General features: G+C 71.1%; 25 protein-coding genes and 1 riboswitch. Of the genes, 7 read left to right on the top strand and 18 right to left on the bottom strand.

Annotated elements, in window-relative coordinates; genetic code table 11:
- Positions 1 to 69: 69 nt before the first annotated feature.
- The 3 genes from POF73_RS35050 to POF73_RS35040 are packed head-to-tail and all read right to left on the bottom strand — an operon-like array spanning position 70 to position 1962.
- Positions 70 to 828 (bottom strand): DUF3710 domain-containing protein, encoded by a 759-nt coding sequence (locus tag POF73_RS35050; protein ID WP_272123150.1) that lies wholly within the window; start codon positions 826 to 828, stop codon positions 70 to 72.
- Position 829: 1 nt separating this feature from the next.
- Positions 830 to 1381 carry a dUTP diphosphatase gene (gene dut, locus POF73_RS35045; RefSeq protein WP_272123149.1) on the bottom strand — a complete coding sequence of 184 codons (552 nt, stop codon included), beginning with the start codon at positions 1379 to 1381 and terminating at the stop codon, positions 830 to 832.
- Positions 1378 to 1962: a PaaI family thioesterase gene (locus tag POF73_RS35040; RefSeq protein ID WP_272123148.1), complete on the bottom strand. Its 585-nt coding sequence runs from the start codon at positions 1960 to 1962 to the stop codon at positions 1378 to 1380. Before POF73_RS35040 ends, dut begins: the two co-directional genes overlap by 4 nt.
- 58 nt (positions 1963 to 2020) lie before the next feature.
- Here POF73_RS35040 and POF73_RS35035 point away from each other — a divergent pair, with 58 nt between their 5' ends.
- On the top strand, positions 2021 to 2482 hold the full coding sequence (locus POF73_RS35035) for a DUF3093 domain-containing protein (protein WP_272123147.1): 462 nt from the start codon (positions 2021 to 2023) through the stop codon (positions 2480 to 2482).
- A gap of 96 nt (positions 2483 to 2578) precedes the next feature.
- On the opposite strand, the gene POF73_RS35030 is transcribed toward POF73_RS35035, so the two are convergent.
- The 4 genes from POF73_RS35030 to POF73_RS35015 form a co-directional block, all read right to left on the bottom strand.
- Positions 2579 to 3511 (bottom strand): hypothetical protein, encoded by a 933-nt coding sequence (locus POF73_RS35030; RefSeq protein ID WP_272123146.1) that lies wholly within the window; start codon positions 3509 to 3511, stop codon positions 2579 to 2581.
- A 13-nt stretch (positions 3512 to 3524) separates the two neighbouring features.
- Positions 3525 to 3821 (bottom strand): DUF4193 domain-containing protein, encoded by a 297-nt coding sequence (locus POF73_RS35025; protein ID WP_005481602.1) that lies wholly within the window; start codon positions 3819 to 3821, stop codon positions 3525 to 3527.
- Positions 3822 to 4226: 405 nt separating this feature from the next.
- Positions 4227 to 5474 carry a sensor histidine kinase gene (locus tag POF73_RS35020; protein WP_272123145.1) on the bottom strand — a complete coding sequence of 416 codons (1248 nt, stop codon included), beginning with the start codon at positions 5472 to 5474 and terminating at the stop codon, positions 4227 to 4229.
- A gap of 5 nt (positions 5475 to 5479) precedes the next feature.
- A complete protein-coding gene (locus tag POF73_RS35015) occupies positions 5480 to 6133 on the bottom strand; it encodes a response regulator transcription factor (RefSeq protein ID WP_007385219.1) in 654 nt (217 codons plus the stop codon).
- 420 nt (positions 6134 to 6553) lie between these two features.
- Between POF73_RS35015 and POF73_RS35010 the strand changes: the two genes are divergently transcribed.
- Positions 6554 to 6718: a hypothetical protein gene (locus POF73_RS35010; protein ID WP_272123143.1), complete on the top strand. Its 165-nt coding sequence runs from the start codon at positions 6554 to 6556 to the stop codon at positions 6716 to 6718.
- 105 nt (positions 6719 to 6823) lie between these two features.
- On the opposite strand, the gene POF73_RS35005 is transcribed toward POF73_RS35010, so the two are convergent.
- Positions 6824 to 7639 (bottom strand): inositol monophosphatase family protein, encoded by an 816-nt coding sequence (locus POF73_RS35005; protein WP_272123142.1) that lies wholly within the window; start codon positions 7637 to 7639, stop codon positions 6824 to 6826.
- Positions 7640 to 7647: 8 nt separating this feature from the next.
- Positions 7648 to 8775: a ferrochelatase gene (locus tag POF73_RS35000; protein WP_272123141.1), complete on the bottom strand. Its 1128-nt coding sequence runs from the start codon at positions 8773 to 8775 to the stop codon at positions 7648 to 7650.
- Between the two features lie 214 nt (positions 8776 to 8989).
- Between POF73_RS35000 and POF73_RS34995 the strand changes: the two genes are divergently transcribed.
- From POF73_RS34995 to sepH, 3 genes are all read left to right on the top strand, one after another.
- Positions 8990 to 10228: an MFS transporter gene (locus POF73_RS34995; RefSeq protein WP_272123140.1), complete on the top strand. Its 1239-nt coding sequence runs from the start codon at positions 8990 to 8992 to the stop codon at positions 10226 to 10228.
- Positions 10188 to 11507 carry a D-arabinono-1,4-lactone oxidase gene (locus tag POF73_RS34990; protein WP_272123139.1) on the top strand — a complete coding sequence of 440 codons (1320 nt, stop codon included), beginning with the start codon at positions 10188 to 10190 and terminating at the stop codon, positions 11505 to 11507. The genes POF73_RS34995 and POF73_RS34990 overlap by 41 nt, the downstream gene beginning before the upstream one ends.
- 425 nt (positions 11508 to 11932) lie before the next feature.
- The gene (gene sepH / locus POF73_RS34985) at positions 11933 to 12970 is read left to right on the top strand and encodes a septation protein SepH (RefSeq protein WP_272123138.1); all 1038 of its coding nucleotides are present in this window, start codon (positions 11933 to 11935) and stop codon (positions 12968 to 12970) included.
- Positions 12971 to 13063: 93 nt separating this feature from the next.
- Here the strand turns inward: sepH and POF73_RS34980 are convergent, their stop codons facing one another.
- Entirely contained in the window at positions 13064 to 13915 is an 852-nt protein-coding gene (locus POF73_RS34980; protein WP_272123137.1) for a sulfurtransferase, read from the bottom strand.
- A 296-nt stretch (positions 13916 to 14211) separates the two neighbouring features.
- Here POF73_RS34980 and POF73_RS34975 point away from each other — a divergent pair, with 296 nt between their 5' ends.
- Positions 14212 to 15015 (top strand): VOC family protein, encoded by an 804-nt coding sequence (locus POF73_RS34975; protein ID WP_272123136.1) that lies wholly within the window; start codon positions 14212 to 14214, stop codon positions 15013 to 15015.
- Positions 15016 to 15040: 25 nt separating this feature from the next.
- Here POF73_RS34975 and POF73_RS34970 read toward each other — a convergent pair whose 3' ends face one another.
- From POF73_RS34970 to POF73_RS34955, 4 genes are all read right to left on the bottom strand, one after another.
- Positions 15041 to 15688 (bottom strand): thymidine kinase, encoded by a 648-nt coding sequence (locus POF73_RS34970; protein ID WP_272123135.1) that lies wholly within the window; start codon positions 15686 to 15688, stop codon positions 15041 to 15043.
- 67 nt (positions 15689 to 15755) lie between these two features.
- Positions 15756 to 16949 carry an alkaline phosphatase family protein gene (locus POF73_RS34965; protein WP_272123134.1) on the bottom strand — a complete coding sequence of 398 codons (1194 nt, stop codon included), beginning with the start codon at positions 16947 to 16949 and terminating at the stop codon, positions 15756 to 15758.
- Position 16950: 1 nt separating this feature from the next.
- Positions 16951 to 17538, bottom strand: a complete 588-nt coding sequence (locus tag POF73_RS34960) for a DUF5998 family protein (protein WP_272123133.1) — start codon at positions 17536 to 17538, stop codon at positions 16951 to 16953.
- Between the two features lie 75 nt (positions 17539 to 17613).
- Positions 17614 to 20460: a bifunctional acetate--CoA ligase family protein/GNAT family N-acetyltransferase gene (locus POF73_RS34955; RefSeq protein WP_272123131.1), complete on the bottom strand. Its 2847-nt coding sequence runs from the start codon at positions 20458 to 20460 to the stop codon at positions 17614 to 17616.
- A 179-nt stretch (positions 20461 to 20639) separates the two neighbouring features.
- Between POF73_RS34955 and POF73_RS34950 the strand changes: the two genes are divergently transcribed.
- Complete coding sequence (locus tag POF73_RS34950) at positions 20640 to 20921, top strand: HPr family phosphocarrier protein (RefSeq protein ID WP_067441040.1); 282 nt, start codon at positions 20640 to 20642, stop codon at positions 20919 to 20921.
- A 189-nt stretch (positions 20922 to 21110) separates the two neighbouring features.
- Here the strand turns inward: POF73_RS34950 and POF73_RS34945 are convergent, their stop codons facing one another.
- The 4 genes from POF73_RS34945 to POF73_RS34930 form a co-directional block, all read right to left on the bottom strand.
- The gene (locus POF73_RS34945) at positions 21111 to 21806 is read right to left on the bottom strand and encodes a GntR family transcriptional regulator (protein ID WP_272123130.1); all 696 of its coding nucleotides are present in this window, start codon (positions 21804 to 21806) and stop codon (positions 21111 to 21113) included.
- Positions 21807 to 21989: 183 nt separating this feature from the next.
- The gene (locus tag POF73_RS34940; RefSeq protein WP_272123129.1) at positions 21990 to 22775 is read right to left on the bottom strand and encodes a M23 family metallopeptidase; all 786 of its coding nucleotides are present in this window, start codon (positions 22773 to 22775) and stop codon (positions 21990 to 21992) included.
- Between the two features lie 12 nt (positions 22776 to 22787).
- Positions 22788 to 22951, bottom strand: a riboswitch (cyclic di-AMP (ydaO/yuaA leader).
- Positions 22952 to 23163: 212 nt separating this feature from the next.
- A complete protein-coding gene (locus tag POF73_RS34935) occupies positions 23164 to 24552 on the bottom strand; it encodes a M16 family metallopeptidase (RefSeq protein WP_272123127.1) in 1389 nt (462 codons plus the stop codon).
- Positions 24549 to 25892, bottom strand: coding sequence for a M16 family metallopeptidase (locus POF73_RS34930; protein WP_272123126.1), 1344 nt, complete (start codon positions 25890 to 25892; stop codon positions 24549 to 24551). The genes POF73_RS34935 and POF73_RS34930 overlap by 4 nt, the downstream gene beginning before the upstream one ends.
- Positions 25893 to 26037 lie beyond the last annotated feature (145 nt).

Raw genomic sequence — 26037 nt, 5'->3', positions numbered from 1 at the left:
GAACTGCGCGACCAGCCACGACGAACCCGCAGGCAGCCGACGGCCTGTCCCGGCTCTTCCGCGGAGCGCTCAGCGCACCTCGGTGATCTCCGGCCCGCGCTGGAGCTGGCCCATGCCGCCGGAGAAGCGCGAACCCGCCTCCTCCTGCTGGACGCCCTCGGGAACCATCTGGGCGTCGTTCGGCAGCTGCAGGACGATCGGATCGCGGGGCGCCATCGGGCCCTCGCCGCGGACCACGACCGTGTCCCGGAAGATCTGCTCCAGCAGACCGGCCGCCTGCGGCTGCACCGCGCCCTGGCCCGAGATCACCCCGCGCAGGAACCAGCGGGGACCGTCCACACCGACGAACCGCACGACCTGGAAACCGCCCGTGCCGTCCGGCAGCTGCACCGGCACCTGGGCCCGCAGCTCCCAGCCGAGGGGCCCCTCGACCTCGTCGATGATGCCACCCTGCTGGGTGATGCCGGAGCCGATCTCCTCGCGCACCTCGCCCCAGATGCCCTCGCGCTTGGGGGCGGCGAAGGCCTGCAGCTGGATGGCGCTGTCACGCAGCACGACGGTCGCCGCGACGATCGCGTCGCCCGCGACCTCCACGCGCAGCTCCATGCCGTCGACGCCAGGCACGAGCATGCCGCCCAGGTCCACCCGGCCCTCGCCGGGCTCACGGACCTCGGAGCTGTCCCACGGCCCGTCGGGGCGCGGTTCCGGTTCGAGCCGTACCCGCTCGCGCGTGCCGTCGTCGTCCGCCTCAGTGTCGATGTCGACGACCTGCTCGGGCTCGCCGGCCGCGTCCTCGGCGGCACCCTTCTTCTTGCGACGTCCGAACACGTCACTGTCCTTCCCGGTCGGATACGACCGAAGCGTATCGATTCCCACCCGTTGCGCCGCCGTCGGCGGCCTGACCGCTTGTGCTGCTTGTGCCGCCCACCTCGGCATGGCCCCCGGTGGACCCGAAGCCCCCCTCGGCCCGTGCCGAGTCGGGAAGCTCCGCGACCTCCTGGAAGCGAACCCTCTCGACCTGCTGGACGACCAGTTGGGCAATCCGGTCGAAGCGCTCGAACCGCACGGTCTCATGCGGGTCGAGATTCACCACGATCACCTTGATCTCCCCACGGTACCCGGCATCAACCGTCCCCGGGGCATTCACGAGGGCGACACCGAGGCGGGCGGCCAGACCGGACCGGGGGTGCACGAAGGCCGCGTACCCCTCCGGAAGGGCGACAGACACCCCGGTGGGCAGTACGGCCCGCTCCCCCGGCTTCAGTTCGCTGCTCTGAGTGGTGCGCAGATCGGCTCCCGCGTCACCGGGGTGCGCGTACGTCGGAAGCGGTACGTCCGGGTCGACGCGACGGATCAGCACGTTCAGGGGGTCACGGCTCACGGGTTCACCTCGAAGGCACGGGCACGCCGGACCTGGTCCGGGTCGTCCATGGCGGCCCGGATCTCCTCGGGACGGCCGTTGTCGATGAAGTGGTCGACCTTCACCTCGATGAAGAGGGCGTCGGCGCGGACCGCCACGGGCCCCTCGGGACCGCCGATCCGCCCGGTGGCGGACGAGTAGATCTTGCGGCCCGCCACCGCCTTCACCTCGGCCTCCAGGTACAGCACGGTGCCCACCGGGACCGGCCGTACGAAGTCGGTCTCCAGCCGCCCGGTCACGGCGATCGTGCGCAACAGCCAGTTGAGGGAGCCGAGGGTCTCGTCGAGGGCACTCGCGAGCACACCGCCGTGCGCGAGCCCGGGGGCACCCTGATGGGCGGGCTGCACGGTGAACTCCGCGGTGATGCTGACGCCGTCCCCGGCCCGCGCCTCCAGGTGCAGTCCGTGGGGCTGCTCACCGCCACAGCCGAAACACTCGCCGTAGTGCGCGCCGAGAAGCTCACCGGGCACGGGAGCATCCGGGTGCCGCACGGGTTTCACGGCATCGGCCGGGGGCTTAAGAGCTGCGGAAGTACCTCTCACAGCCGCAGACCTTACCCGCGCGTCGGCGACAACCGGACACCGTGCCAAGCTTGGCTCCATGCAGCTCTCCGCCGCCCCGTACGAAGAACGTCTCACCGCCCCCCGTTCCTGGTGGCTGATCTCGTTCCTGGTCGGGCTTTCCCTGGCCCTGATCGTCCTGCCGTTCGGCACGCTGCCGATGCTCGTCGGTCTGGTCGGCGGCACAGCGGCGGCGGCCGTCGTGGCCAGTTCGTACGGCTCGATCCGCATCCGTGTGGTGGGTGACCAGCTGATCGCGGGCGAGGCGAAGATCCCCGTCCGGGCGCTCGGCGAGGCTCATGTGATGGACCAGGAGGAGGCCCGCGCCTGGCGCACCCACAAGGCCGACACCCGGGCCTTCCTGCTGCTGCGCGCCTACATCCCCACGGCCCTGCGCGTGGAGGTCACGGACCCCGAGGACCCGACGCCGTACCTGTATCTGTCCACCCGCGAGCCGGAGCGGCTGGCGGAAGCGATCAAGACGGCCAAGGCCTCGGTCTAGCAGAACCGTTCGGGCCATCACCGGCCCGGTCAAATCTTGCCCTGCCTGCCGTAAAGACTTCCGGCATCGAGAGAAACACCGCCGCGTGGGCGGCCGTCACGCCCCTCGGCCGCCTCCCAGCAGTCTGCGCCTGCGCGGCCGCACGAGGTCGTCCATCTCCAGCGGTTGCGCCGGGCGTTCCAGCGGGGGCAGTTGCGGCAACTCGTCCCACGGCACCTGCATCCTGCGCAGATCCGCGCGGATCCGTGCCGCGAGGTTCCTGGTGTCCCGGCGGTTCATGGCCGCGCCCACGGCGGCACCCACCAGGAAGGGCATGAGGTTCGGGAGGTTGCGGAGCGTGCGCTTCATGATCTGCTGACGCAGTTCCCGCCTCATCTGCCCGCCGAGCGCGGCGTTGATCGTCGCCGGCTTCATGGGGTCGATGCCGCGCTCCTCGGACCACGAGGACAGATACGCGATGCTGCGGGCCTTGAGATTGCCGGGCGGGCGTACGCCGTACACCTCGTGCAGCTCGGCGATCAGCTTCAGCTCGATCGCCGCCACACCGGTGATCTCGGCGGCCAGCTCGGTCGGCATCGCGGGCGGCACCGGCAGCATCGCCGCCGCGCCCACTCCCGCCCCGACCGTGGAGCTCGCGTTCGCCGCGCCGGTCACGAGCTTGTCCGCGAGTTGCTCGGGCCCGAGACCCGGGAACTGCCGGCGAAGCGTCGCGAGGTCACGTACGGGGATCCGCGGGGCGATCTCGATGATCCGGTCGGCCAGGTACCCGAGACCCGCCCTGGCGCGGCTGCCGCCCTTACGGACGCCTTCCCGGGCCTTCTCCCGGATCACCGCGACCCTGCGCCTGCTGACGGACGCGGGAACTGCCACGAGCGCCGGGACGTCAGTCTCGGACACGGCTTCGAGCGAGGCCCCCGTACTGGATGAGCCCCGCTCGTCGTCACGCGCGCCGTACGGGCCGTCGGACGGCCCTTCGTCCGCTCCCGACTCTCGGGAACGGCGCTTCCAAGGAGGGGTCGAGCCAGTCATGCCCGACCCGACCTCAGTCGCAGTCGCGGCAGATCGGCTGACCGTTCTTCTCCCGGGCCAGCTGGCTGCGGTGGTGCACCAGGAAGCAGCTCATGCATGTGAACTCGTCCTGCTGCTTCGGCAGCACCCGGACGGCCAACTCCTCGTTCGAGAGGTCCGCGCCGGGCAGCTCCAGGCCTTCGGCGGCCTCGAACTCGTCGACGTCAACAGCCGACGTCGACTTGTCGTTCCGCCTGGCCTTCAGCTCTTCAAGGCTGTCCGAGTCGACGTCGTCGTCGGTCTTGCGTGGGGTGTCGTAATCCGTTGCCATGTCGCTCTCCCCCTCTGGGTGTCTGCGGTGTCTCCAGCGCACGTAACGCGTGAGAGGCCGGACTTGTGCCCGACCCGAGGCGGAGATTTTGCCTCACATCAAGGTCTGTTACTCAATCGACACCCAACCGGACTCCTCAAGAGTGATCGGGTTGGATGGCGAACGGGACCGTACACGGTCCTAATGCCGCAGTTCAAAGGCGTCTCACCGTGTACTTCCCGTGATCAAGACCCTCGAAAACCCGGATTTTCCCGGCTTTCCGACAGGGTCCATGATCACTGAGAGTAGATGGCCTGAAATCCGCCCTTGTGATCGATCACACACGGGGCTGCTCGTGGTCTGTACAGAAAATTCCGCGCAAAGCGAACATCCCCGCGTTCCGGCTATGTGTCGGCGCACATGATCTCAGATCGGAAGGGTGACTCGCATGACGAGCCCTCCGCCCTCGCGTGGCTGCGCCGCGATGTGCCCGCCGTGCGCCCGGGCGACGGACCGCACGATGGAGAGCCCCAGGCCGACTCCCTTGTCGCTGCCCGTGCGCTCCGTACGCAGTCGCCGGAACGGCTCGAAGAGGTTGTCGATCTCGTACGCCGGCACCACCGGACCGGTGTTCGTGACGACCAGGACCGCCTGCCCGTGCTGGACCTCGGTGGTGACCTCGACCCAGCCGCCCTCCGGGATGTTGTAACGCACCGCGTTCTGCACCAGGTTCAGCGCGATCCGCTCCAGCAGCACACCGTTGCCCTGCACGACCGCGGGCTTCTGCTCGCCACGGATCACGACGCCCTTGGCCGCCGCCTCCGCGTGCACCTGGTCGACGGCCTGCTCGGCCACCTCCGCCAGGTCAACCGGTTTGCGTTCGACGATCTGGTTGTCGCTGCGGGCGAGCAGCAGCAGGCCCTCGACGAGCTGTTCGCTGCGCTCGTTGGTGGCCAGCAGCGTCTTGCCGAGCTGCTGGAGCTCCACCGGAGCGCCCGGGTCGGACAGATGCACCTCAAGGAGCGTGCGGTTGATCGCGAGCGGGGTGCGCAGCTCGTGGGAGGCGTTGCCGACGAAGCGCTGCTGGGCGGTGAAGGCCCGCTGGAGCCGCTCCAGCATCTCGTCGAAGGTGTCGGCCAGCTCCTTGAGCTCGTCGTCCGGTCCGTCCAGCTCGATACGGCGGGACAGGTCCGAGCCCGCCACCGCGCGGGCGGTGCGGGTGATCCGGCCCAGCGGGGACAGGACCCGGCCGGCCATCGCGTACCCGAAGGCGAAGGCGATGATCGCGAGGCCCAGGAGGGCCAGCAGGGAACGGCTGAGGAGATCGTCCAGGGCGACCCGGCGCTGGTCATTGATGCATGAGCTGATCGCGTCGTTGAACTGGGAGAACGTGAGGTTGTCGACCTTGATCGCCGGGCAGTTGTCGCTGGTGACCTGGAGCTCCTTGGCACCCACGATCTTGAACAGTGGCTCGTTGCCCGTGTTGATCGCCTGCGCGGCCAGCAGATAGATGATCGACAGCAGCAGGATGCCGGCGATCAGGAACATGCCGCCGTAGAGCAGCGTGAGCCTTATCCGGATGGTGGGGCGCAGCCAGGGGAAGGAGGGCTCCACCCTGCGGGGGTCCCAGGTGGGCTTGGGGGGCGCCTGGGGAGGCGCGGGAGTCGCTGCCATGGTGATCAGATCCGGTAGCCGGAGCCGGGCACGGTGACGATCACCGGCGGTTCGCCCAGCTTGCGGCGCAGCGTCATGACGGTGACCCGTACGACGTTGGTGAACGGGTCGGTGTTCTCGTCCCAGGCCTTCTCCAGCAGTTGCTCCGCCGAGACGACCGCGCCCTCGCTGCGCATCAGCACTTCCAGGACGGCGAACTCCTTGGGTGCGAGCTGCACCTCCTTGCCGTCCCGGAAGACCTCGCGGCGGTTCGGGTCCAGCTTGATGCCGGCGCGCTCCAGGACGGGCGGCAGCGGCACGCTCGTACGGCGGCCGAGGGCACGCACGCGTGCCGTCAGCTCGCTGAACGCGAAGGGCTTGGGAAGGTAGTCGTCGGCGCCGATCTCCAGTCCCTCGACCCGGTCGCTGACGTCGCCGGAGGCCGTGAGCATCAGCACGCGCGTGGGCATACCGAGTTCGACGATCTTGCGGCAGACGTCGTCGCCGTGCACGAGCGGGAGGTCGCGGTCGAGGACGACCACGTCGTAGTCGTTGACGCCGATGCGCTCCAGGGCGGCCGCACCGTCGTACACGACGTCGACGGCCATGGCCTCCCGGCGCAGTCCGGTGGCCACCGCATCGGCGAGCAGTTGCTCGTCCTCGACGACGAGTACGCGCACGTCGCTTGTCCTTCCTGTGTCCACCCGCGTAGCGCACTTCCGGCGCGCGGGCAGGGTCTTGTTGCTGGGGTTTCCTGGCCTCCATCCTGCCCTTTTCCGCCATAAGTCGGCGGTAAGACGGGTGAGCGGACCATGCAGGGCGGGTGTGAGGCCGGGGAATGCGAGATTTTCTCTTCCGGTTGAGGTTTCCGTGGAAGAGAGCGGGGGGAGGACGGCTTGTACACCCCGCGATCACGCTCTGCTTGTGCCGCACCACCATGCGGTACGAGTCGATCCGCTTTCCGCAGAGCGGGTGTGGGTGTCCGGCGCCGTCGCCGCCCAGCACGGGCAGCGCTGGGCATCTACCGGAGACGTGATCGCCCCTTCCGATCGGCACACCCCCGTGCCACCGACCCACGACCCAGGACGAGGGGGCGCAGCATGGACGCATTCACCGCAGGACTTCTGCAGCGCATAAAGGCGACCGAGTCCGACCTGACGCGGGCTCGTGACGAGGGCGACGACTTCCTCGTCGAGGTGGAGCAGGGCGAACTCGACGACCTGCGCCGCCTCGCCGCCGAGCACGGTGTGGAAGTCAGCGCCTAGCGTCTGACCGGCTCGCAGAGCGGCAACGGGCCCCCGGCGAATCCAGCGCCGGGGGCCCGTTCTGCGTCGGGGCGGGCGGGTCGGCCCGCACACCGTCCGTCGGGGTCAGTCGTGCCAGGCTCCGAAGTCCTCCAGGAGCTGCTGGAGGGGCTCGAACACCCCCGGCGTGGCCGCGACCGCCAGATCCCGTGACGGCCGCTCTCCGGGCCGTCCCCCGGTCAGCGCGCCCGCCTCCCGGGCGATCAGGTCCCCGGCCGCCACGTCCCAGGCGTTCAGCCCGCGCTCGTAGTAGCCGTCCAGGCGCCCCGCCGCCAGGTCGCACAGGTCGATCGCCGCCGAGCCGCCCCGCCGGATGTCACGCAGAAGCGGGATCAGCCGCTGGGCCACGTCGGCCTGATGGGTGCGGACCTCGGTGACGTAGTTGAATCCGGTGGAGACCAGGGACTGCTCCAGCGGCGCCGTGGGCCGGCACCTGAGCCTGCGTTCCCCGTCCCACGCTCCCGTCGCCCATGCGCCCAGGCCGCGGACCGCGTGATACGTCTCCCCGCGCATGGGGGCCGCGACGACCCCCACCACCGTCTCGCCGTCCTGCTCGGCGGCGATGGAGACGGACCAGGTCGGCAGTCCGTAGAGGTAGTTCACCGTGCCGTCGAGCGGGTCGATCACCCAGCGGACGCCGCTCGTGCCCTCGGTGGAGGCGCCCTCCTCGCCGAGGAAGCCGTCGTCGGGGCGGTGCTCGGCGATCAGGCTCGTGATCAGCTTCTCCGCCGCGATGTCCATCTCGGTGACCACGTCGATCGGGCTGGACTTGGTCGCCGCGACGGCCAGGTCGGCCGGGCGGCCGTCACGGAGGAGTTCGCCCGCGCGACGGGCCGCCTCCTGGGCCAGGGCGAGCAGTTCCGTGTGCAGGGCGTCGGTCACGGGGCTCCTCATGCGTAGGGGCTGTCGGCGCCCGCCGCGGCGGGCCGGGGCGCGCGGGCCGGGCAGCAGCCGACCGGGCACAGGTTGTGGCTCGCGCCGAGTCCGCCGAGGAAGCACGGAGTGACCTCTTCCGCGCGCTCCACGGCGGCGCGCTCCAGGACGAGGTCGCGGATCGCCGCGGCGAACCTCGGGTCGTCGCCGACGGTGGCGGAGCGGCGCATCGGCAGGCCGAGCTCCTCGGCCTTGGCCTTGGCCTCCGTGTCGAGGTCGTAGAGGACCTCCATGTGGTCGGAGACGAAGCCGATGGGGGCGATCACGACCGCGGGGACGCCCGCCTCGTGCCGCTCCTCCAGGTGGTCGCAGATGTCGGGCTCCAGCCAGGGGATGTGCGGGGCGCCGGAGCGGGACTGGTAGACGAGCTGCCAGGGGTGGTCGACGCCGGTGCGCTCACGGACCGCCTCGGCGATCAGCCGGGCCGCGTCCAGGTGCTGCTCGACGTACGCGCCGCCGTCGCCGTGGTCCTCGACCGGGCCGGAGGCGTCCGCGGCGGCGGTCGGGATGGAGTGGGTCGAGAAGGCGATGTGCGCACCCGCGCGGGCGTCCTCGGGAAGCTCGGCCAGCGATTCGACGACGCCGTCGATCATCGGCTCCAGGAAGCCGGGGTGGTTGAAGTAGTGCCTCAGCTTGTCGATCTTCGGCAGCTCCACGCCCTCGGCCTCCAGGGCCGCCAGCGAGTCGGCGAGGTTCTCGCGGTACTGGCGGCAGCCCGAGTAGGAGGCGTAGGCGCTGGTGGCCAGGACGAGGATGCGGCGGCGCCCGTCGGCGGCCATCTCGCGCAGGGTGTCCGTCAGATACGGCGCCCAGTTGCGGTTGCCCCAGTAGATCGGCAGATCCAGGCCGTGCTCGGCGAAGTCCTTGCGGAGGGCGTCCAGCAGGGCGCGGTTCTGGTCGTTGATGGGGCTGACTCCGCCGAACTGGAAGTAGTGCTCGCCGACTTCCTTCAGGCGTTCCTTGGGGATGCCCCGCCCGCGGGTGACGTTCTCCAGGAACGGGATCACGTCGTCCGGGCCCTCGGGGCCGCCGAACGAGAGCAGGAGCAGGGCGTCGTAGGGGGTGGCATCGCGCACGTCTGGCATGGGTCGATCCTGTCATCCGGTACTGACAGGCGGGAAACGGCGGGGTGACCGCCCGGGTTCCCGGTTCGTCCGAGGGGGTGCGTTAGGGTCACCTAACTCGTAAGCTGTATCGGCCATCCACGCGCCTTACTGAGTGGCCCCGAACTGCCGTGAGTCACCCCGAGTTGCCCCGAGCTGCCGCAGTTCCGCCACTCCCGCCCGACCGGAGACCCTCGTGCCCAGCCCCTACCTCGCCCTGTTCGCCGTACCCGGCAGCAAGGCCTTCTCCGCCGCGGGCCTCCTCGGCCGGATGCCGCTGTCCATGATGGGCATCGGCGTGGTGACGATGGTGTCGCAGCTGACCGGGCGGTACGGCCTCGCCGGTGCCCTGTCGGCGACCATCGCGCTCTCCGCGGCCGTGGCGGGACCGCAGGTCTCCCGGCTGGTCGACCAGCACGGGCAGCGGCGGGTGCTGCGTCCGGCGACGCTGATCTCGCTGGCCGCGGGGGCCGGGCTGCTGTTCGCCGCGCACTACGGGTGGCCGGACTGGGTGCTGTTCGTCGCCTGCGTCGGCATCGGGTGCGTCCCGAGCGTCGGGGCGATGATCCGCGCCCGCTGGGCCGCGCTCTACCGGGGGACGCCTCAGCTGCACACCGCGTACTCCTTCGAGTCCGTGATCGACGAGGTGTGCTTCATCTTCGGGCCGATCATCTCGATCGGCCTGTCCACGGCCTGGTTCCCGGAGGCCGGGCCGCTGCTCGCCGGCTGTTTCCTCGCGGCCGGTGTCTTCTGGCTGACCGCTCAGCGCTCCACCGAGCCGGCGCCGCATCCGCGCGAGAAGCAGGGCGGCAGCTCGGCCCTGCGCGCCCCCGGGCTTCAGGTGCTGGTGGCCACCTTCGCGGCGACCGGAGCGATCTTCGGGTCCGTCGACGTCGTCACCGTGGCCTTCGCGGACGAGCAGGGGCACAAGAGCGCCGCGAGCGTGGTGCTCGCGCTGTACGCGGCGGGCTCCTGCGCGGCGGGCCTCGTCTTCGGGCTGTTGCGCTTCAAGGGGGCTCCGGAACGCCGTTGGCTGCTGGGCATATGCGCCATGGCCGTGAGTATGATCCCCCTCCTACTGGTCGGAAACTTGCCGTTTCTGGCCGTGGCGCTGTTCGTTGCGGGCATGGCCGTCGCTCCCACGATGATCACCACCATGTCCCTGATCGAAGAGCACGTACCACGCGCGCAACTGACCGAGGGCATGACCTGGGTGAGCACCGGGCTCGCGGTCGGGGTCGCGCTCGGCTCCTCCGTGGCCGGCTGGGTGATCGACGCGGCCGGCGCGGACGCCGGGTACGGGGTTCCGGCGGTGTCCGGGGCCGCCGCGGTCGTGGTCGGTTTCCTGGGGTACCGCCGGCTCAGCAGGCCGGCTCCGCGTCGGGGAGGCACCGTTGAGCAGCACAGCGAGCGGGAAGAACGGCACGTGGCGTAACTGGGGCGGCAACGTCGCCGCCCGTCCCGCGCGGGAGGTCGCTCCGGCCTCGGTCGAGGAGCTGTCCGCGGCGATACGCCGGGCCGCTGAGGACGGCCTGAAGGTGAAGGCGGTCGGCAGTGGGCATTCGTTCACCTCCATAGCCGCGACCGACGGTGTGTTGATCCGCCCTCAACTGTTGACCGGCATCCGCAGCATCGATCGCGATGCCATGACCGTCACGGTCGAGGCCGGTACCCCGCTCAAGAGACTCAACATGGCTCTGGCGCGCGAGGGCCTGTCGCTCACGAACATGGGCGACATCATGGAGCAGACGGTCTCCGGCGCCACCAGCACCGGCACCCACGGCACGGGCCGCGACTCGGCCTCGATCGCCGCTCAGATCACGGCGTTGGAGCTGGTAACTGCCGACGGGTCGGTGCTCACCTGCTCCGAGAAGGAGAACCCGGAGGTCTTCGCGGCCGCCCGGATCGGTCTCGGCGCACTCGGCATCGTCACCGCGATCACGTTCGCCGTAGAGCCGATCTTCCTGCTCTCCGCGCGCGAGGAGCCGATGCCGTTCGACAGGGTCCTGGCGGAGTTCGACGAACTCTGGGCCGAGAACGAGCACTTCGAGTTCTACTGGTTCCCGCACACCGGCAGCACCAACACCAAGCGCAACAACCGCAGCGCGGGCCCGGAGAAACCGGTGGGTCAGGTCGCGGGCTGGTTCGAGGACGAGTTCCTCTCCAACGGCGTCTTCCAGGCGGCCCAGTGGGTCGGCCGCGCGGTGCCCGCGACGATCCCGACGATCGCTCAGCTCTCCAGCAAGGCACTGTCCTCGCGGACCTACACCGACATCCCCTACAAGGTCTTCACATCGCCGCGCCGGGTGCGCTTCGTGGAGATGGAATACGCCGTTCCGCGCGAGGCCGTCGTCGAGACGCTGCGCGAACTGAGGGGAATGATCGAGCGCTCCGGCCTGCGGATCAGCTTCCCCGTCGAGGTGCGCACCGCCCCGGCCGACGACATCACCCTGTCCACCGCGTCGGGCCGCGACAGCGCCTATGTCGCCGTCCACATGGTCAAGGGCACGCCATATCAGCGGTACTTCACCGCGGCCGAGCGGATCCTCACCGCGCACGGGGGGCGGCCGCACTGGGGCAAGGTGCACACGCGCGACGCCGAGTACTTCGCCCAGGTGTATCCGCGCTTCGGTGAGTTCACCGCGCTGCGGGACCGACTGGATCCCGACCGTCTGTTCCAGAACGACTACTTGCGCAGGGTGTTGGGGGCGTAGCCGACGCGGTGAACAGGGCGGAATCCATTCGTTCCGTTTCTGCGGATTGCGTGAAGTACGCCACGTCCAAGATCGGCGAGCCGCTCAACGGACGGCCGGGTCACGCTTCTTGCCAGAAGTTGGGCGGCGCGCCAATCCACGCACGTGGCCCAAATGGAGTACTGTTGCGAGCCCTGGGTCCGGTCTCCCGCCAGGGCGTCCGCGACCTTCAAGGACCGCCGGGAGGGGGCTAGTTGCACAGGGTGACGGAGTTGGTCACTTAGCGTTGCGAATAGGTAACCGTGCCATAACGGCGATCCAGGGCCCGCGCCCGACACGCCGGGCAACTCGGCAAGGTTGTGGCAGGCTGCACCCGGGCAGGCCACACTCGACTAGCGGAAGCAGCGACGCACGTGACGTCGGCAGGCACCACCCGGGAGGTCCCCATGCCCGAACTGCGTGTCGTGGCCGTCTCGAATGACGGCACACGGCTGGTGCTCAAGGCTGCCGACGCAACGGAGTACACCCTTCCGATCGACGAGCGGCTGCGGGCCGCCGTGCGCGGCGACCGGCCGCGCCTCGGTCAGATCGAGATCGAGGTGGAGAGCCATCTCCGCCCCCGTGACATCCAGGCGCGTATACGCGCTGGTGCCACTGCGGAAGAGGTCGCTCAGCTCGCCGGCATCCCCGTCGACCGTGTACGGCGCTTCGAGGGCCCCGTGCTCGCCGAGCGTGCCTTCATGGCCGAGCGGGCCCGCAAGACCCCCGTCCGCCGCCCCGGTGAGAACGCCGCGGGGCCGCAGCTCGGTGAGGCCGTCCAGGAGCGGCTGCTGCTGCGCGGCGCCGACAAGGACTCCGTGCAGTGGGACTCGTGGCGCCGGGACGACGGCACCTGGGAAGTGCTGCTGGTCTACCTGGTGGCGGGCGAACCGCACTCGGCGAGCTGGACCTACGACCCGCCCCGACGGCTCGTCCAGGCCGTCGACGACGAGGCGCGCTCGCTGATCGGTGAGTCCGACGACCTCGCCGCGCCGGAGCCCAGCTTCCCGTTCGTGCCCCGCATCGCCCGGCTTCCGCGCGAGCGTTCGATGGACCGCGCCCTGGAGACCGCGCGGCCGAGCCTGCCCGCCCCGGCCCCCGAACCGGTCGAGGAGACCGCGGAGGAACGGGACTCGCTGACCAGCCTGCTGGAGGCGGTGCCCAGCTTCCGCGGTGACCTGGTGGTGCCGGAGCGCCCGTCCGAACCGGAAGCGGAGGAACCTCCCGCCGAACCGGCCGCGGAGGAGCCTCCCGCCCCGGCCGCCTCTGCGGGGTCCGCCTACGCGGACGTCCTCATGCCCCGCTCGGTCGGCAGCCACCGTGACCGCCTCATCGGCGCCACGGACCGCCAGGCCGAAGCGGACGGCGTCCGCCCGGGCCGCCGAGCCGCCGTCCCGAGCTGGGACGAGATCGTGTTCGGCACGCGCAGGAAGAAGCAGGAGTAGTCGGTCGTACGGCTGTGGATACGGCCGAATGAGCATGAGGGCCGCGTCGGCTGCGACGCGGCCCTCATGCATGCCGTTCCGGCTCTGCCCGCCCTACTGCGGGTCCGGCCCCACGGCCACCGGACGCGACGGATCCGACGACCACTCCGACCAGGAGCCGACGTACAGCGCCGCCGGGATCCCCGCGACCGCCAGCGCCAGCACCTCATGGGCGCCGGAGACGCCCGAGCCGCAGTACACGCCGACGTCCGTGCCCTCGGACGCGCCCAGCGTCTTGAAGCGCGCCGCGAGTTCCTCGGCAGGCAGGAAGCGGCCGTCCGCGGCGACGTTGTCGTTCGTGGGCGCGGACAGGGCACCCGGGATGTGGCCGCCGACCGGGTCGATCGGCTCGACCTCGCCCCGGTACCGCTCCCCCGCGCGTGCGTCCAGCAGCACCCCGGACCGGGCGAGCGCCGCGGCGTCGTCGGCGTCGAGCAGTCCCGTCGCCCCCGGCACCGGCTCGAAATCGCCCGCCGCCGGAGTCGGGACGGATGTCTCCAAGGGGCCCTCCCAGGTCGGCAGCCCACCGTCGAGGACCCGTACCTCCGGGTGCCCCGTCCAGCGCAGCAGCCACCACGCGCGGGCCGCCGCCCAGCCCTGTCCGCCGTCGTACACGATCACCGGCGTCCCGGACGACACGCCCGACCGGCGCATCGCCGCGCCGAATCCGGCCAAGTCCGGCAGCGGGTGACGCCCGCGCGAACCGGGCGTGGAGGCCAGCTCCCTGTCCAGATCGACGTAGACCGCGCCGGGAATGTGTCCGGCCTCGTAGGCCTTGCGGCCGTCGAACGGGGGCTCACCAGATGTCTTGGCCAGGGTCAACTGCCAGCGGACGTCGAGCAGCACCGGCGGGTTCTCCCCCGTCAGCGCGCTCGCGAGTTCGGATGCGGAGATGATGGCGTTCATGGCCACCATCCTTGCGCACGGGGTGGCCGCATCGCCCGGCTCCGGATACTCTGCCCGCCGGACAGGCCCGATCACGAGGCGTACGGGATCGGGCACATGCTGTACAGCCGATCGACATCCGTCGGCAATCGCACGGAAACGGGCGGTAAATCGCACACCGGGCATCCTCCGGGCGCCGGCCGTCGTGCGCGGCGTGCCCGCAGCGCGCGCGGCCACGGGTGGTGCGAGCATCGGCACGGGGGCCGGGGACGGCGGAAGCGACACGGCCACCACGAGGGGCCGAGGAGAGAGTGACGATGACCGAAGCACGGGGGTCGGCCGGCCCGAACGGCGCGACGCACCTCCGGCACGCGCCCGGCACACCCTGCTGGGTGAGTCTGATGGTGCACGGGCTTGCCGCGACCGAGGAGTTCTACGGAGCCCTTTTCGGCTGGGAGTTCCAGCCCGGCCCCCAGCAACTCGGCCCCTATGCGCGGGCCCTGCTCGACGGCCGTGAGGTGGCCGGTATCGGCCAGTTGCCGCCCGACCGCCATCTCCCCATCGCCTGGACGCCCTACCTCGCCTCGAACGACGTGGACCTGACCGCGGAGACGGTACGGCTGTGCGGAGGCACCGTCGGGGTGGGCCCGCTGGATGCCGGCGAGGCCGGCCGGATGGCGATCTGCTCCGACCCCGCCGGCGCCGTCTTCGGCATCTGGCAGACGGCGGCCCACCTCGGCACGGCCGTCACGGGCGTGCCCGGCACCCCCGCCTGGAACGAGCTGCTGACCTTCGAGTCCGTGAACGTCGCCAAGTTCTACGAGACCGTGTTCGCCTACGAGGAGGAGCCCGAGGTCTCCGCGGACTTCGACTACGTCACCCTGCGCATCGACGGCCGCCCGGTGGCCGGCATCCACGGCGTCGGCCACGCCCTGCCCCGTGACCGGGGGCCGCACTGGATGACGTACTTCGAAGTCGCCGACGCGGACGAGACGCTGGCCCGGGTCGTCGGCCTCGGCGGCCATGTCCTGCGGCCGGCTCACGACAGCGCCCACGGCCGGGTGGCGACGGTGGCGGATCCCGAGGGAGCCCGGTTCTCCGTCATCGAGAACCCACGCTGACGACGGCCGAGGGCCGGGCCCCGGTTCAGGCCGGCTGCACCGGCAGGACGTCGGGTGACAGGGCCGCGGCCCGTGCGCTGGCGGCCGTCATACGGCGCCGGTGGTGACGGCGGCACAGGACCTCGTAGCCGACGGCATCCGCCTGGTTGACGTCGCCGACGACCACCTGGGCGCCCTCGACGACCATCGCGCCGCCTATCGTGCGGGCGTTGTGCGTGGCGCGGGCGCCGCACCAGCACAGGGCCTCGACCTGGAGCACCTCGACGCGGTCGGCGAGTTCCACCAGGCGCTGGGAGCCGGGGAACAGCTTGCTGCGGAAGTCGGTCGTGATGCCGAAGGCGTAGACGTCGAGTCCCAGGTCGTCGACCACACGCGCGAGCTGGTCGATCTGCTCCGGGGTGAGGAACTGGGCCTCGTCGGCGATGACGTAGTCCGCGCGGCCGCCCCGGGAGAGCCGGTCGACGACGTAGGTGTACAGGTCCGTGCCGTCCTCGACCTCCACCGCCTCGGTGACCAGGCCGAGCCGCGAGGACAGCTTGCCCTCGCCCGCACGGTCGTCCCGGGTGAAGATGATGCCCTGCAGACCACGCGCCGAACGGTTGTGCTCGATCTGGAGAGCCAGCGTCGACTTCCCGCAGTCCATCGTTCCGGAGAAGAACACCAGCTCGGGCATGTTGAGTTGAGCACCTTTCGGTGAGCGATCGGTCGTGCGGTGACGGACGGTTCGGGGCGGGCAGGCGTCAGGAGCGTACTTCGAGCAAGGGGACCAACTGCTCGGCGGGGGTCATCGAACCGTGGTTGCCGACCATCACCGACTCCTTCGGCTCCCGCTCGGACGCGATGATCAGGACGTCGTCCCGCGCGGCCGCGATCACGTCGCCGAGCCGGAGGTACACGCGCTCGTCGATCCGCGGCCCGAACCAGCCCGCCGCGATCGCCTCCTCCCGGGAGGCCACCCAGAACTGCTCGCCGAGCACCTCGCGCCAGCAGGTCAGGACGTCGTTCGCGGCGCCGGGCACCGCGTAGACGTGCCGCGCCCGGCCCTCGCCGCCCAGCAGGGCGACGCCGGCGCGCAGCTCCCAGTCCTCGTCGAAGTCGATGCGGTGCTCTTCGTCGAAGAGCACGTCGATCATGCCGTGGTCGGCGGTGACGTAGAGCGCGGTGCGCGGCGGGAGCTGCTCGGCGAGGCGCTGGACGAGTCGGTCGACGTACATGAGCTGGCCGCGCCAGGTGTCCGAGTCGACGCCGAAGCGGTGGCCCGCCCCGTCGAGTTCGGCGTAGTACGTGTAGACCAAGGAGCGGTCGCCCTTGGCCAGTTGCTCGGCCGCGAGGTCCATGCGCTCCTCGCCGGTCAGCCGCCCGAGGAACGTTCCTCCACTGAGCGCGACCCTGGTCAGCGGGGTGTTCTCGAAGGTGGGCGACGACACCTGGGCGGCGTGCACGCCCGCCCGGTGCGCCAGCTCGAAGACGGTGGGATACGGCTGCCAGGCGCGCGGCGGCGTCCACGGGTTCCAGCGCAGCTGGTTCATCAGCTCGTCGGTCTCCGGGTTGCGCACGGTGTACCCGGGCAGGCCGTGGGCGCCCGGCGGCAGACCGGTGCCGACCGAGGCGAGGGAGGTCGCGGTGGTCGCCGGGTAGCCGGCGGTGATCGGGCGTCCGGTGCCGCCGCGCGAGCTGCTCAGCATCGACGTCATGAACGGCGCGTCCTCGGGGTGCGCCCTGAGCTGTTCCCAGCCGAGGCCGTCGATCAGGAAGACGCAGTTACGGTCGGCGGGGCTGAGCTCTCCGATCGCGGCGGTCATGCCGGGTACGGCCATGCCGGCGGCCAGGGTGGGCAGCAGATCGGCGAGCGAGCCGCTGCCGTACTCGGGGAGGGGCGCGGAGTCGACGGCGAGAGGTTCCGGGTGGGAGTCCCAGGTGGCGGGCTGGATCATCTCAGCGGGTGATGTCCGCGGTCGCCTCGGAGAGCGCCTGAGCGAAGGAGAGCGCCTGACGCACCGTCTCCGGACCGTCGCCGGCCTCGCTGACGCGCAGGCTGAGATCGTCCGCCGTGGAGTTGCCCGTGTAGCCGTGGTCGGCCTCGCAGTTGGGGTCGCCGCAGGCGGCGGGCTCCAGGTCGATGCGGGAGACGGCGCCCCAGCCGATGGTCAGCACGACCTCGCGGGGCAGTGTGCCCGGCTGGTACTGCTCCGGGTTGGCGACGACCCTGCTGAGCACGACCGACGAGATCCGGCCGAGCTTGACCGACTCGGTGGACGTCGTGGCGTAGGGCGTCGGGGAGGTGCTGTCCGCGGCCTGCTCGTCGGTGTGGCTGACGATGAAGCGGTTGCCGGTGAGGACGAGGACGGTCACATGCCGCCGCACCTCGTTCTGGTCGAACGTCGTCTCCTGGTGGACCAGGTACGACCGGATGGGCTCGCCGCCCACGGCGGCCTCCACCGCCTCGGCCACGAGGGCCGGGTAGTAGCCGCTGCGTTCGATCGCCGCACGCAGCCCCTGGGTCGTCGTACTGGTCTTGGCCATGATGCCCATCCTACGGGGGCGCACTGACTGCGAGGCACCGCTCACGCCGGTCTTCGCCACAGTTCCGGTGCCGGTTCAGTAGGTGGGGAGGGTGCGGGGGCCGAGGTCGTCACGGGCGGGCGGCGGTGCGAGGCGGACGGAGGCGCCGAGCACGCTCAGGCCGTGCGTGGCGACGACGACCGGTTCCAGGGTGACGGCGACGACCTCCGGATGGTCGTCGACCAGGCGCGACACCCGCAGCAGCAGTTCCTCCAGGGCAGGTGTGTCGACGGGGGTGGAGCCACGCCAGCCGAAGAGGAGCGGTGCCGTCCGGATCGACCGGACGAGCGAGGTCGCCTCGCGGTCGGTGACCGGGATCAGCCGGTGCGCCGTGTCCCCGAGCAGCTGGGAGGCGGCTCCGGCGAGCCCGAAGGACAGCACGGCACCGGCGGCCGGGTCGATCACGGCCCGTACGACGGTGTCGACGCCGCGCGGCGCCATGCTCTGCACGACCGGCCTGAGCTCCTCCGGCTTCCCGAACAGCGCGGTCAACTCGGCGTACGCCCGCCGCAGTTGCTCCTCGTCCGCGAGATCGAGCCGTACGCCGCCGAGGTCGGCGCGGTGGCGCAGGTGCGGGGCGGTGGCCTTGAGGGCGACGGGGTAGCCGAGGATGCGGGCGGCGTCGGCCGCCGCGTCGGGGGTGGGGGCGTGCAGGGCGCGGTGCACCTGGATGCCGTACTTGCCGAGCAGGTCGCAGGTCTCGTCGGTGCCGAGCGTGAGCCCCTGCCCGCGCGCGAGCAGCCCGTCGATCAGCCGGGCGGCGCCCTTCTCGTCGATGTCCTCGTACTCGGGCACCCGGCCGGGGTCGGCCGCCTCGCGCCGCCACTGGGAGTACTTGACGGCTTCGGCGAGGGCACGGACGGCGCGCTCGGCGGCGGGGTAGGCAGGGATGAGTCGCGGGGTGTGGTCGGAGGTGTCCGACTGCTCGGGCGGTGTCTCGGCCGGAAAGTCCAGGGGGCGGAACGGGTGGGCGCGCGTCGCGGTGCCGGGCGCCTTGGGACGTGCCTGTGGTGCGGTGCTGGCCGCGGCCGACAGTGCCTCCGCGAGCCCGCCGAGCTCGACGTGCACCACCAGCACCGGCTTCCCCGGTACCCGCTCGGCCGCCGATCTCAGGGCCTGAGCCAGCTCGGCGTCCCCGGTCGAGGCGTCCCCGATCGCCGGGATCGCGGTGACGACGACCGCGTCGCAGGTGTCGTCGGCCAGTGCGCGCGACAGCGCCGCGTGGAAGTGCGCCGCCGACGCCCCGGTGGTCAGATCCAGGGGCGGCAGCGGCCGCAGGCCCTCCGACAGACAGGCGTCGTACGTCAGCAGCCCCAGCGACTCGGAGTTCCCGAGGATCGCCACGCGCGGCCCGGCCGGGAGCGGCTGGCGGGCGAGCAGCAGACCCGCGTCCACCAGCTCGGTGATCGTGTCCACCCGGATCACGCCGGCCTGCCGCAAGAGCGCGGACACCGTGGTGTGCGGCAGCCGCGTGGCCCGTACGGCGTGCCCCTGCGGTGCCGCACCGCCGTGCCGGGCCCCCTGCACCACGACCAACGGCTTCGCCGCCGCCGTTCGCCGGGCGAGGCGGGTGAACTTGCGCGGGTTGCCGATGGACTCCAGGTACATCAGGACGACGTCGGTGTCCGGGTCGTCGTACCAGTACTGCAGGACGTCGTTGCCGGACACGTCGGCGCGGTTGCCGGACGACACGAAGGTCGACACACCGGTGACGCCGGTCACCCCGCCGCCACGGCGGTGCAGCCGGGACAGCAGCGCGATCCCGATCGCCCCCGACTGCGCGAACAGCCCGATCCGGCCGGGCCGGGGCATCTCGGGGGCCAGCGAGGCGTTCAGCCGTACGTCGGCGGAGGTGTTGATGACGCCGAAGGCGTTCGGCCCGATGATGCGCATGCCGTACGCACGCGCGTGCCGTACGAGTGCCCGCTGGCGCTCCCGCCCGTCGGGCCCGCTCTCGGCGTACCCGGCGGAGAGGACGACCAGCCCCTGCACGCCGTGCTCGCCGCACTCGGCGACGACATCGGGGACGTACTCGGCCGGTACGGCCACCACCGCGAGGTCGACGTGCTCCCCGATCTCCCCCACGGAGCGGTGCGCGGGCACCCCGTCGAGCTCCTTGAGGTCCTGCGGGAACGCCTTGTTCACCGCGTACAGCCGCCCCGTGAACCCGGCGTCCCTGATGTTGCCGAGGACACCGCGGCCCACCCCGCCGGGCGAGCGGCCGACGCCGATGACGGCGACGGAGCCGGGTGCCAGCAGCCGCCGTACGGACCGGGCCTCGGCTCGCTGCTCGCGCGCGTACTGCACGGCGAGTGAGCGGTCCGTCGGCTCCAGGTCGAACTCCAGGCGCACGACGCCGTCCTCGAAGCTGCGCTTCTGGGTGTACCCGGCGTCCGTGAAGACCTTGATCATCTTGGTGTTGGCGGGCAGCACCTCGGCGGCGAACCGGCGGATGTCGCGCTCGCGGGCGACCGCGCCGATGTGTTCGAGAAGCGCGGAGGCGACACCGCGCCCCTGGTGGGCGTCCTGGACGAGGAAGGCGACCTCGGCCTCGTCGGCGGGTGCCGACGCGGGCATTCCGTCGGCGCCGATCCGGTCGTAGCGTACGGTTGCGATGAACTCGCCGCCCACCGTGGCCGCGAGTCCCACCCGGTCCACAAAGTCGTGGTGCGTGAAGCGGTGGACGTCCTTCGCGGACAGTCGCGGGTAGGGCGCGAAGAAGCGGTAGTACTTCGACTCGTCCGACACCTGCTCGTAGAAGCTGACCAGGCGCTCGGCGTCATCAACGGTGATGGGGCGGATGCGCGCGGTGCCGCCGTCGCGCAGCACCACGTCGGCTTCCCAGTGGGCGGGGTACTCGTGCCTGTCCGAGGCGCTCTGCATGGGGCCCAGGTTACGGCTCGCGTACGACAACGGCGCGAGGCAGTCTGTGGAGGACGTTACGTGGGGTCGAGGCCGCGACCCGACGGTCACCGCGGGAGGGGCGTTTTGTCCCTCCCGGCATGCTTCACGGGTGTGGGAAACTGGTCTAGACAACCCTGAACACCGAAGGGCAGCATCACATGGCTGAGCGCCGCGTCAACGTCGGCTGGGCCGAGGGCCTCCACGCCCGCCCCGCTTCCATCTTCGTCCGGGCCGCCACGGCCGCAGGTATCCCGGTGACGATCGCCAAGGCTGACGGCAACCCCGTCAACGCGGCTTCCATGCTGGCTGTCCTGGGTCTGGGCGCCCAGGGCGGCGAGGAGATCGTCCTCGCCTCCGACGCCGAGGGTGCGGACGTCGCCCTCGACCGTCTGGCGAAGCTGGTCTCCGAGGGCCTTGAGGAGCTGCCCGAGACGGTCTGAATGACCTGAGCGGGACTCCGCAGCAAGCGGTGAAGCCGCGTCCACCTTTCCGGCGGGCGCGGCTTCGTCGTTTTCGTGCGGGCGGCCGACGGGTTTCCGTACGGCGGCCGACGGAATTTCGGGTACCCGAAAAAGGGCAGCGGAAATTCCCCGCCACCGAATATCCCCTCTTTGTATACGGCCCCCGTGTTAATGCCGCAGGCTCGGCATGTTTACGGGATGTTGCGAATTCCTCACACGCTCCGCGCGGTCACCGCCGGAGCCGAACCGCAGCCGGTGCACGGAGGTCGCGCGCTCGGTGTGCAGCGTGGTGATCGCGCGGGCGCGTTCGCCGTCGCCGCGCGCCACCGCGTCCACGATCGCGCCGTGCTCGGTCCAGGACTCCACCGGGTCGACCGGGGTCTCCACGGCGTACATCCAGGCGATCTTGTGGCGCAGCTGGGTCAGCATGGAGGTCAGGGCGGGGCTGCCGGAGGCCTGGGCCAGCGTCTCGTGGAACCAGCCGCCCAGGGAGCGCAGGTCGTCGCTGTTCCCCCGCCTGGCCCGCTCCTGCCCCAGTCTGACCAGGCCGCGCAGGACCTTCAGATGGGCCTCGGTGCGCCGCTGGGCGGCCCGGGCGGCGCCGAGCGGCTCCAGGAGCGTGCGCATCTCCAGCAGGTCGGCGGCCTCCTGCTCGGTCGGTTCGGCGACGCACGCGCCCGCGTGCCGCCGGGTCACCACGAAGCCCTCCGCCTCCAGGGTGCGCAGGGCCTCCCGCACGGGGACGCGGGAGACGCCGTACCGGCGTGCGAGGAGTTCCTCGGTGAGCCGGCCGCCACGCTCGTAGACACCGGCGACGATGTCGTCCCGGATCGCCGTGCACACCGAATGCGCCGGAATACGCATGACCGACCTCCGCCTTAATCCCCGTGAAACGTCGACGAATGACGTGTGTTCAGTGACTCTATTGCAACCGGCCGGAATTTCCGACGGCGGGCCGGAATCCATGGATATTTTTTGGTCAGCCGATCGTCTCCGAAACGCCGAAAGCCCCGGCTCGGGGAGCCGGGGCTTCGAGGGGCGTGCGTGTCAGATGTTCACGCCGTGCGAGCGCAGGTACGCGACGGGGTCGATGTCGGAGCCGTACTCCGGCGAGGTCCGCGCCTCGAAGTGCAGGTGCGGGCCGGTGACGTTGCCGGTGGCGCCGGACAGGCCGATCTGCTGGCCCGGGGTGACGGTCTGACCGACCGAGACGCCGATGGACGATAGATGGCCGTACTGGGTGTACGTACCGTCGTTCATCTTGATCACGATCTGGTTGCCGTACGACCCGCCCCAGCCGGCCTCCACGACGGTGCCGGAGGCGACCGCGTGCACGGAGGTGCCGCTGGCGGCGTGGAAGTCGACGCCGGTGTGGCTGCCGGAGGACCAGACGGCGCCGCCGGCCTTGTAGCCCGTGGATATGTACGAGCCGGCTATCGGGGCGACGTACGACAGCAGCCGCTTGCGCTCGGCCTCGCGGGCGGCGCGCTCCTTGGCCTCACGCTCCTGCTTGGCCTTCTCGGCCGCCTTCTTGCGCGCGGCCTCCTCGGCGGCCTTCTTCAGGGCCGCGGCCTCCTGGGCCGCCTCCTCCTGCGCAGCCGCCTGGTCGGCGATCTGGTCGGCGATCGAGTTGTCGATGGTGATGACCGGGATGAGGCCGGTCTGCTCGGCGGCGGGTTCGGCGGCAAGCGCCGGAGCGGCCAGAGTGCCTATGACACCGGTGGCGGTGAGAGCGGCGACGCCCGCCGCGCGGGCGGTGGTGCGCTCGAACCGGCCGGGACGACGATGCTTCCCGGAGGCGCGGTTCTTCCCGGTGGCGCAGGTGAACGCCATGTAGAGGCTGGTCCTTTCCTTCCCTCTCGCCTACCGGGTTAGCTGACGGGTTCGGAGCAGGAAGGTCTCCTACGGGCCCCCTCGCGGTCGCGCGGGCGTCCGATTCACCCCAGGGACTTCGATGGGTCCCCGGCTCCCCTGGCTCGCGCCGTACGGGGACTCGGCGATGGCTGTCCGGTGCCGCGGGCGCGGCGCACTGCCTGACGGACAGCCCGGAAGACGCTAAACGGGACATCTTTCAATCCCCAAACGGATCACGGGTTTTGTAGCGCATCCCACAGACCAGACAGGCAACCTCTCCCCTAATTCGGGCATAAAGGGGCCCCGGTGACCGGTGAGTCACCAGGGCCCCTGCGCGCGTGCCGTCGCCCGGCGCCGTGCCTGTCCTCTATTCGGCCGCCACGACGGTGACTTCGCCGATGCCGAGGGCCTCGACGGGCCCGCGGATCTCGGCGGCGTCACCGACGAGGATCGTCACCAGTCGGTCCACCGGGAAGGCGCTCACGGCCGCGGCGGTGGCCTCGACGGTGCCGGTCGCGGCCAACTGCTGGTACAGCTTCGCCTGGTAGTCGTCGGGCAGGTGCTGCTCGACCTGGTCGGCCAGGGTGTTCGCCACGGACGCGGCGGTCTCGTACTTCAGCGGCGCCACCCCGACGAGGTTCTGTACGGCGAAGTCCCGCTCGGCGTCGGTGAGCCCCTCGCCGGCGACGCCGCGCAGGACCTTCCAGAGGTCGTCCAGGGCCGGGCCGGTGTTCGGGGTGTCGACGGAACCGCTGATGGCGAGCATCGACGCGCCCGTGCCGTCCGGGGCGGAGCGCAGGACCTGCCCGAAGGCGCGCACGCCGTAGGTGTAGCCCTTCTCCTCGCGCAGGACTTTGTCCAGGCGGGAGGTGAGGGTGCCGCCGAGGCAGTACGTGCCGAGCACCTGCGCGGGCCACACGCGGTCGTGCCGGTCCGGGCCGATCCGGCCGATCAGCAGCTGCGTCTGGACGGCTCCGGGGCGGTCCACGATGACTACGCGGCCGGTGTCGTCCGCGGTCACCGGCGGGACCGGCCGCGGCTCGGCCGGGGAACCGGTCCAGGCGCCCAGGGTGTCGCCGAGCAGGGCGTCGAGGTCGACGCCGGTGAGGTCGCCGACGACCACCGCGGTGGACGTGGCCGGCCGGACATGCCGCTCGTAGAAGGCGCGTACGGCCGCCGAGTCGATGTTGCCGACCGTCTCCTCGGTGCCCTGGCGCGGGCGGGACATGCGCGAGGTAGCCGGGAACAGCTCCTTGGAGAGCTCCTTGGCGGCACGGCGCGAGGGGTTGGCCAGCTCGTGCGGGATCTCGTCGAGCCGGTTGCGCACCAGGCGCTCGACCTCGGCGTCCGCGAACGCGGGCGCCCTGAGGGCGTCGGCGAGCAGACCCAGCGCCTTGGCCAGACGGGAGACGGGCACTTCGAGGCTGACGCGCACACCGGAGTGGTCGGCGTAGGCGTCGAGGGTGGCACCGCAGCGCTCTAGCTCGGCGGCGAACTCTTCGGCGGTGTGCTTGTCGGTGCCCTCCGAGAAGGCGCGCGCCATGATCGTGGCGATGCCGTCCAGGCCCTTCGGCTCGGCGTCCAGGGGCGTGTCCAGGAGCACCTCGACGGCGATGACCTGCTGGCCGGGGCGGTGGCAGCTCAGGACCGTCAGGCCGTTGTCCAGCTTGCCGCGCTCGGGCGCCGGGAACGCCCAGGGCCGGGCCGCGCCGGCCTGGGGCTGCGGGTGGAAGTCCATGCTGGCGAGCTCGGTCACTGCGCCGACTCCTCGTTCTCGTCGGTGGTCTCGTCGGCCTCGGCTGCGGTCGGCTCGTAGACGAGCACCGCGCGGTTGTCGGGGCGCAGGCGGGCCTTGGCGATCGCCTGGACCTCCTCGGCGGTGACGTCGAGGACGCGCTGTACGGCGGTGAAGGCGAGCTGGGGGTCGCCGAACAGGACGGCGAACCGGCACAGTTCGTCTGCGCGGCCCGCGACCGTGCCGAGCCGGTCCAGCCACTCGCGCTCCAGCTGGGCCTGGGCGCGCTCCATCTCCTCGGCGGTGGGGCCGTCCTGCGCGAAGCGGGCGAGCTCCTCGTCGACGGCCGTCTCGATGACGGGGACCTCCACGTCGCCGGAGGTCTTCACGTCCAGCCAGCCCAGGGAGGGCGCCCCGGCCAGGCGCAGCAGGCCGAAGCCGGCCGCGACGGCCGTACGGTCGCGGCGGACGAGGCGGTTGTAGAGGCGGGAGGACTCGCCGCCGCCGAGGACGGTCAGCGCCAGGTCGACGGCGTCGCACTCGCGCGTGCCGTCCTGCGGGAGCCGGTAGGCGGCCATCATGGCGCGCGCGGGCACGTTCTCCTCGACGACCTCGCGCAGCTGCTCACCGATGATGTCGGGCAGCGAGCCGTCGCGCGGCTCGGGCTTGCCGTCGTGGGCCGGGATGGAGCCGAAGTACTTCTCGACCCAGGCGAGCGTCTGCTCCGGGTCGATGTCGCCGACGATGGACAACACGGCGTTGTTCGGCGCGTAGTAGGTGCGGAAGAACGCGCGCGCGTCCTCCAGGCTGGCCGCGTCCAGGTCGGCCATCGAGCCGATCGGCGTGTGGTGGTACGGGTGTCCGTCCGGGTACGACAGCGCGGTCAGCTTCTCGAAGGCGGTGCCGTAGGGGACGTTGTCGTAGCGCTGGCGGCGCTCGTTCTTGACGACGTCCCGCTGGTTCTCCAGGCCCTCCTCGTCGAGCGCCACCAGCAGGCTGCCCATCCGGTCGGCCTCCAGCCACAGCGCGAGCTCCAGCTGATGGGCGGGCATGGTCTCGAAGTAGTTGGTGCGCTCGAAGCTGGTGGTGCCGTTCGGCGAGCCGCCCGCGCCCTGGACGAGCTCGAAGTGACCCGTGCCCTTCACGCTGCTGGAGCCCTGGAACATCAGGTGCTCGAAGAGGTGGGCGAGTCCGGTACGGCCCTTGACCTCGTGGCGGGAGCCGACGTCGTACCAGAGACAGACCGCGGCGACCGGCGTGAGGTGGTCCTCGGAGAGCACCACACGCAGGCCGTTGGCCAGGCGGTGCTCCGTCGCGGTGAGGCCGCCGGATTGTGCCTCCGGTGTGGCCGTGTGACCCATGGGCAAGGTGTCCTTCCGGTCGCGTGCACTGCGTTGTGCCGAGCAGTTCGGCTTAAAGTTCCTGCCACTGTATGCAGCGTCCGAAGGGTCGGCGAAGTTCCCGGTCAGAACGCCGTGCCGGTACGACGGCGAACGTGGACCGGGG

The organism is Streptomyces sp. HD (genome assembly GCF_028369295.1).
GTDB lineage: Bacteria > Actinomycetota > Actinomycetes > Streptomycetales > Streptomycetaceae > Streptomyces.
This window is presented reverse-complemented; position numbering and strand designations above follow the sequence as displayed.

What these genes read in the sequence shown, in the direction of transcription:
- POF73_RS35000 (WP_272123141.1), bottom strand. Translation starts at nt 8,775, where the DNA reads ATGCCAGACGTGCGCGATGCCACCCCCTACGACGCCCTGCTCCTGCTC.
- POF73_RS34940 (WP_272123129.1), bottom strand. Translation starts at nt 22,775, where the DNA reads ATGGCGTTCACCTGCGCCACCGGGAAGAACCGCGCCTCCGGGAAGCAT.
- POF73_RS35010 (WP_272123143.1), top strand. Translation starts at nt 6,554, where the DNA reads ATGGACGCATTCACCGCAGGACTTCTGCAGCGCATAAAGGCGACCGAG.
- POF73_RS34930 (WP_272123126.1), bottom strand. Translation starts at nt 25,892, where the DNA reads ATGGGTCACACGGCCACACCGGAGGCACAATCCGGCGGCCTCACCGCG.
- POF73_RS34980 (WP_272123137.1), bottom strand. Translation starts at nt 13,915, where the DNA reads ATGAACGCCATCATCTCCGCATCCGAACTCGCGAGCGCGCTGACGGGG.
- POF73_RS34955 (WP_272123131.1), bottom strand. Translation starts at nt 20,460, where the DNA reads ATGCAGAGCGCCTCGGACAGGCACGAGTACCCCGCCCACTGGGAAGCC.
- POF73_RS34965 (WP_272123134.1), bottom strand. Translation starts at nt 16,949, where the DNA reads ATGATCCAGCCCGCCACCTGGGACTCCCACCCGGAACCTCTCGCCGTC.
- sepH (WP_272123138.1), top strand. Translation starts at nt 11,933, where the DNA reads ATGCCCGAACTGCGTGTCGTGGCCGTCTCGAATGACGGCACACGGCTG.
- POF73_RS34960 (WP_272123133.1), bottom strand. Translation starts at nt 17,538, where the DNA reads ATGGCCAAGACCAGTACGACGACCCAGGGGCTGCGTGCGGCGATCGAA.
- POF73_RS34975 (WP_272123136.1), top strand. Translation starts at nt 14,212, where the DNA reads ATGACCGAAGCACGGGGGTCGGCCGGCCCGAACGGCGCGACGCACCTC.
- POF73_RS34950 (WP_067441040.1), top strand. Translation starts at nt 20,640, where the DNA reads ATGGCTGAGCGCCGCGTCAACGTCGGCTGGGCCGAGGGCCTCCACGCC.
- POF73_RS35035 (WP_272123147.1), top strand. Translation starts at nt 2,021, where the DNA reads ATGCAGCTCTCCGCCGCCCCGTACGAAGAACGTCTCACCGCCCCCCGT.
- POF73_RS35020 (WP_272123145.1), bottom strand. Translation starts at nt 5,474, where the DNA reads ATGGCAGCGACTCCCGCGCCTCCCCAGGCGCCCCCCAAGCCCACCTGG.
- POF73_RS34945 (WP_272123130.1), bottom strand. Translation starts at nt 21,806, where the DNA reads ATGCGTATTCCGGCGCATTCGGTGTGCACGGCGATCCGGGACGACATC.
- POF73_RS34970 (WP_272123135.1), bottom strand. Translation starts at nt 15,688, where the DNA reads ATGCCCGAGCTGGTGTTCTTCTCCGGAACGATGGACTGCGGGAAGTCG.
- POF73_RS35025 (WP_005481602.1), bottom strand. Translation starts at nt 3,821, where the DNA reads ATGGCAACGGATTACGACACCCCACGCAAGACCGACGACGACGTCGAC.
- POF73_RS35030 (WP_272123146.1), bottom strand. Translation starts at nt 3,511, where the DNA reads ATGACTGGCTCGACCCCTCCTTGGAAGCGCCGTTCCCGAGAGTCGGGA.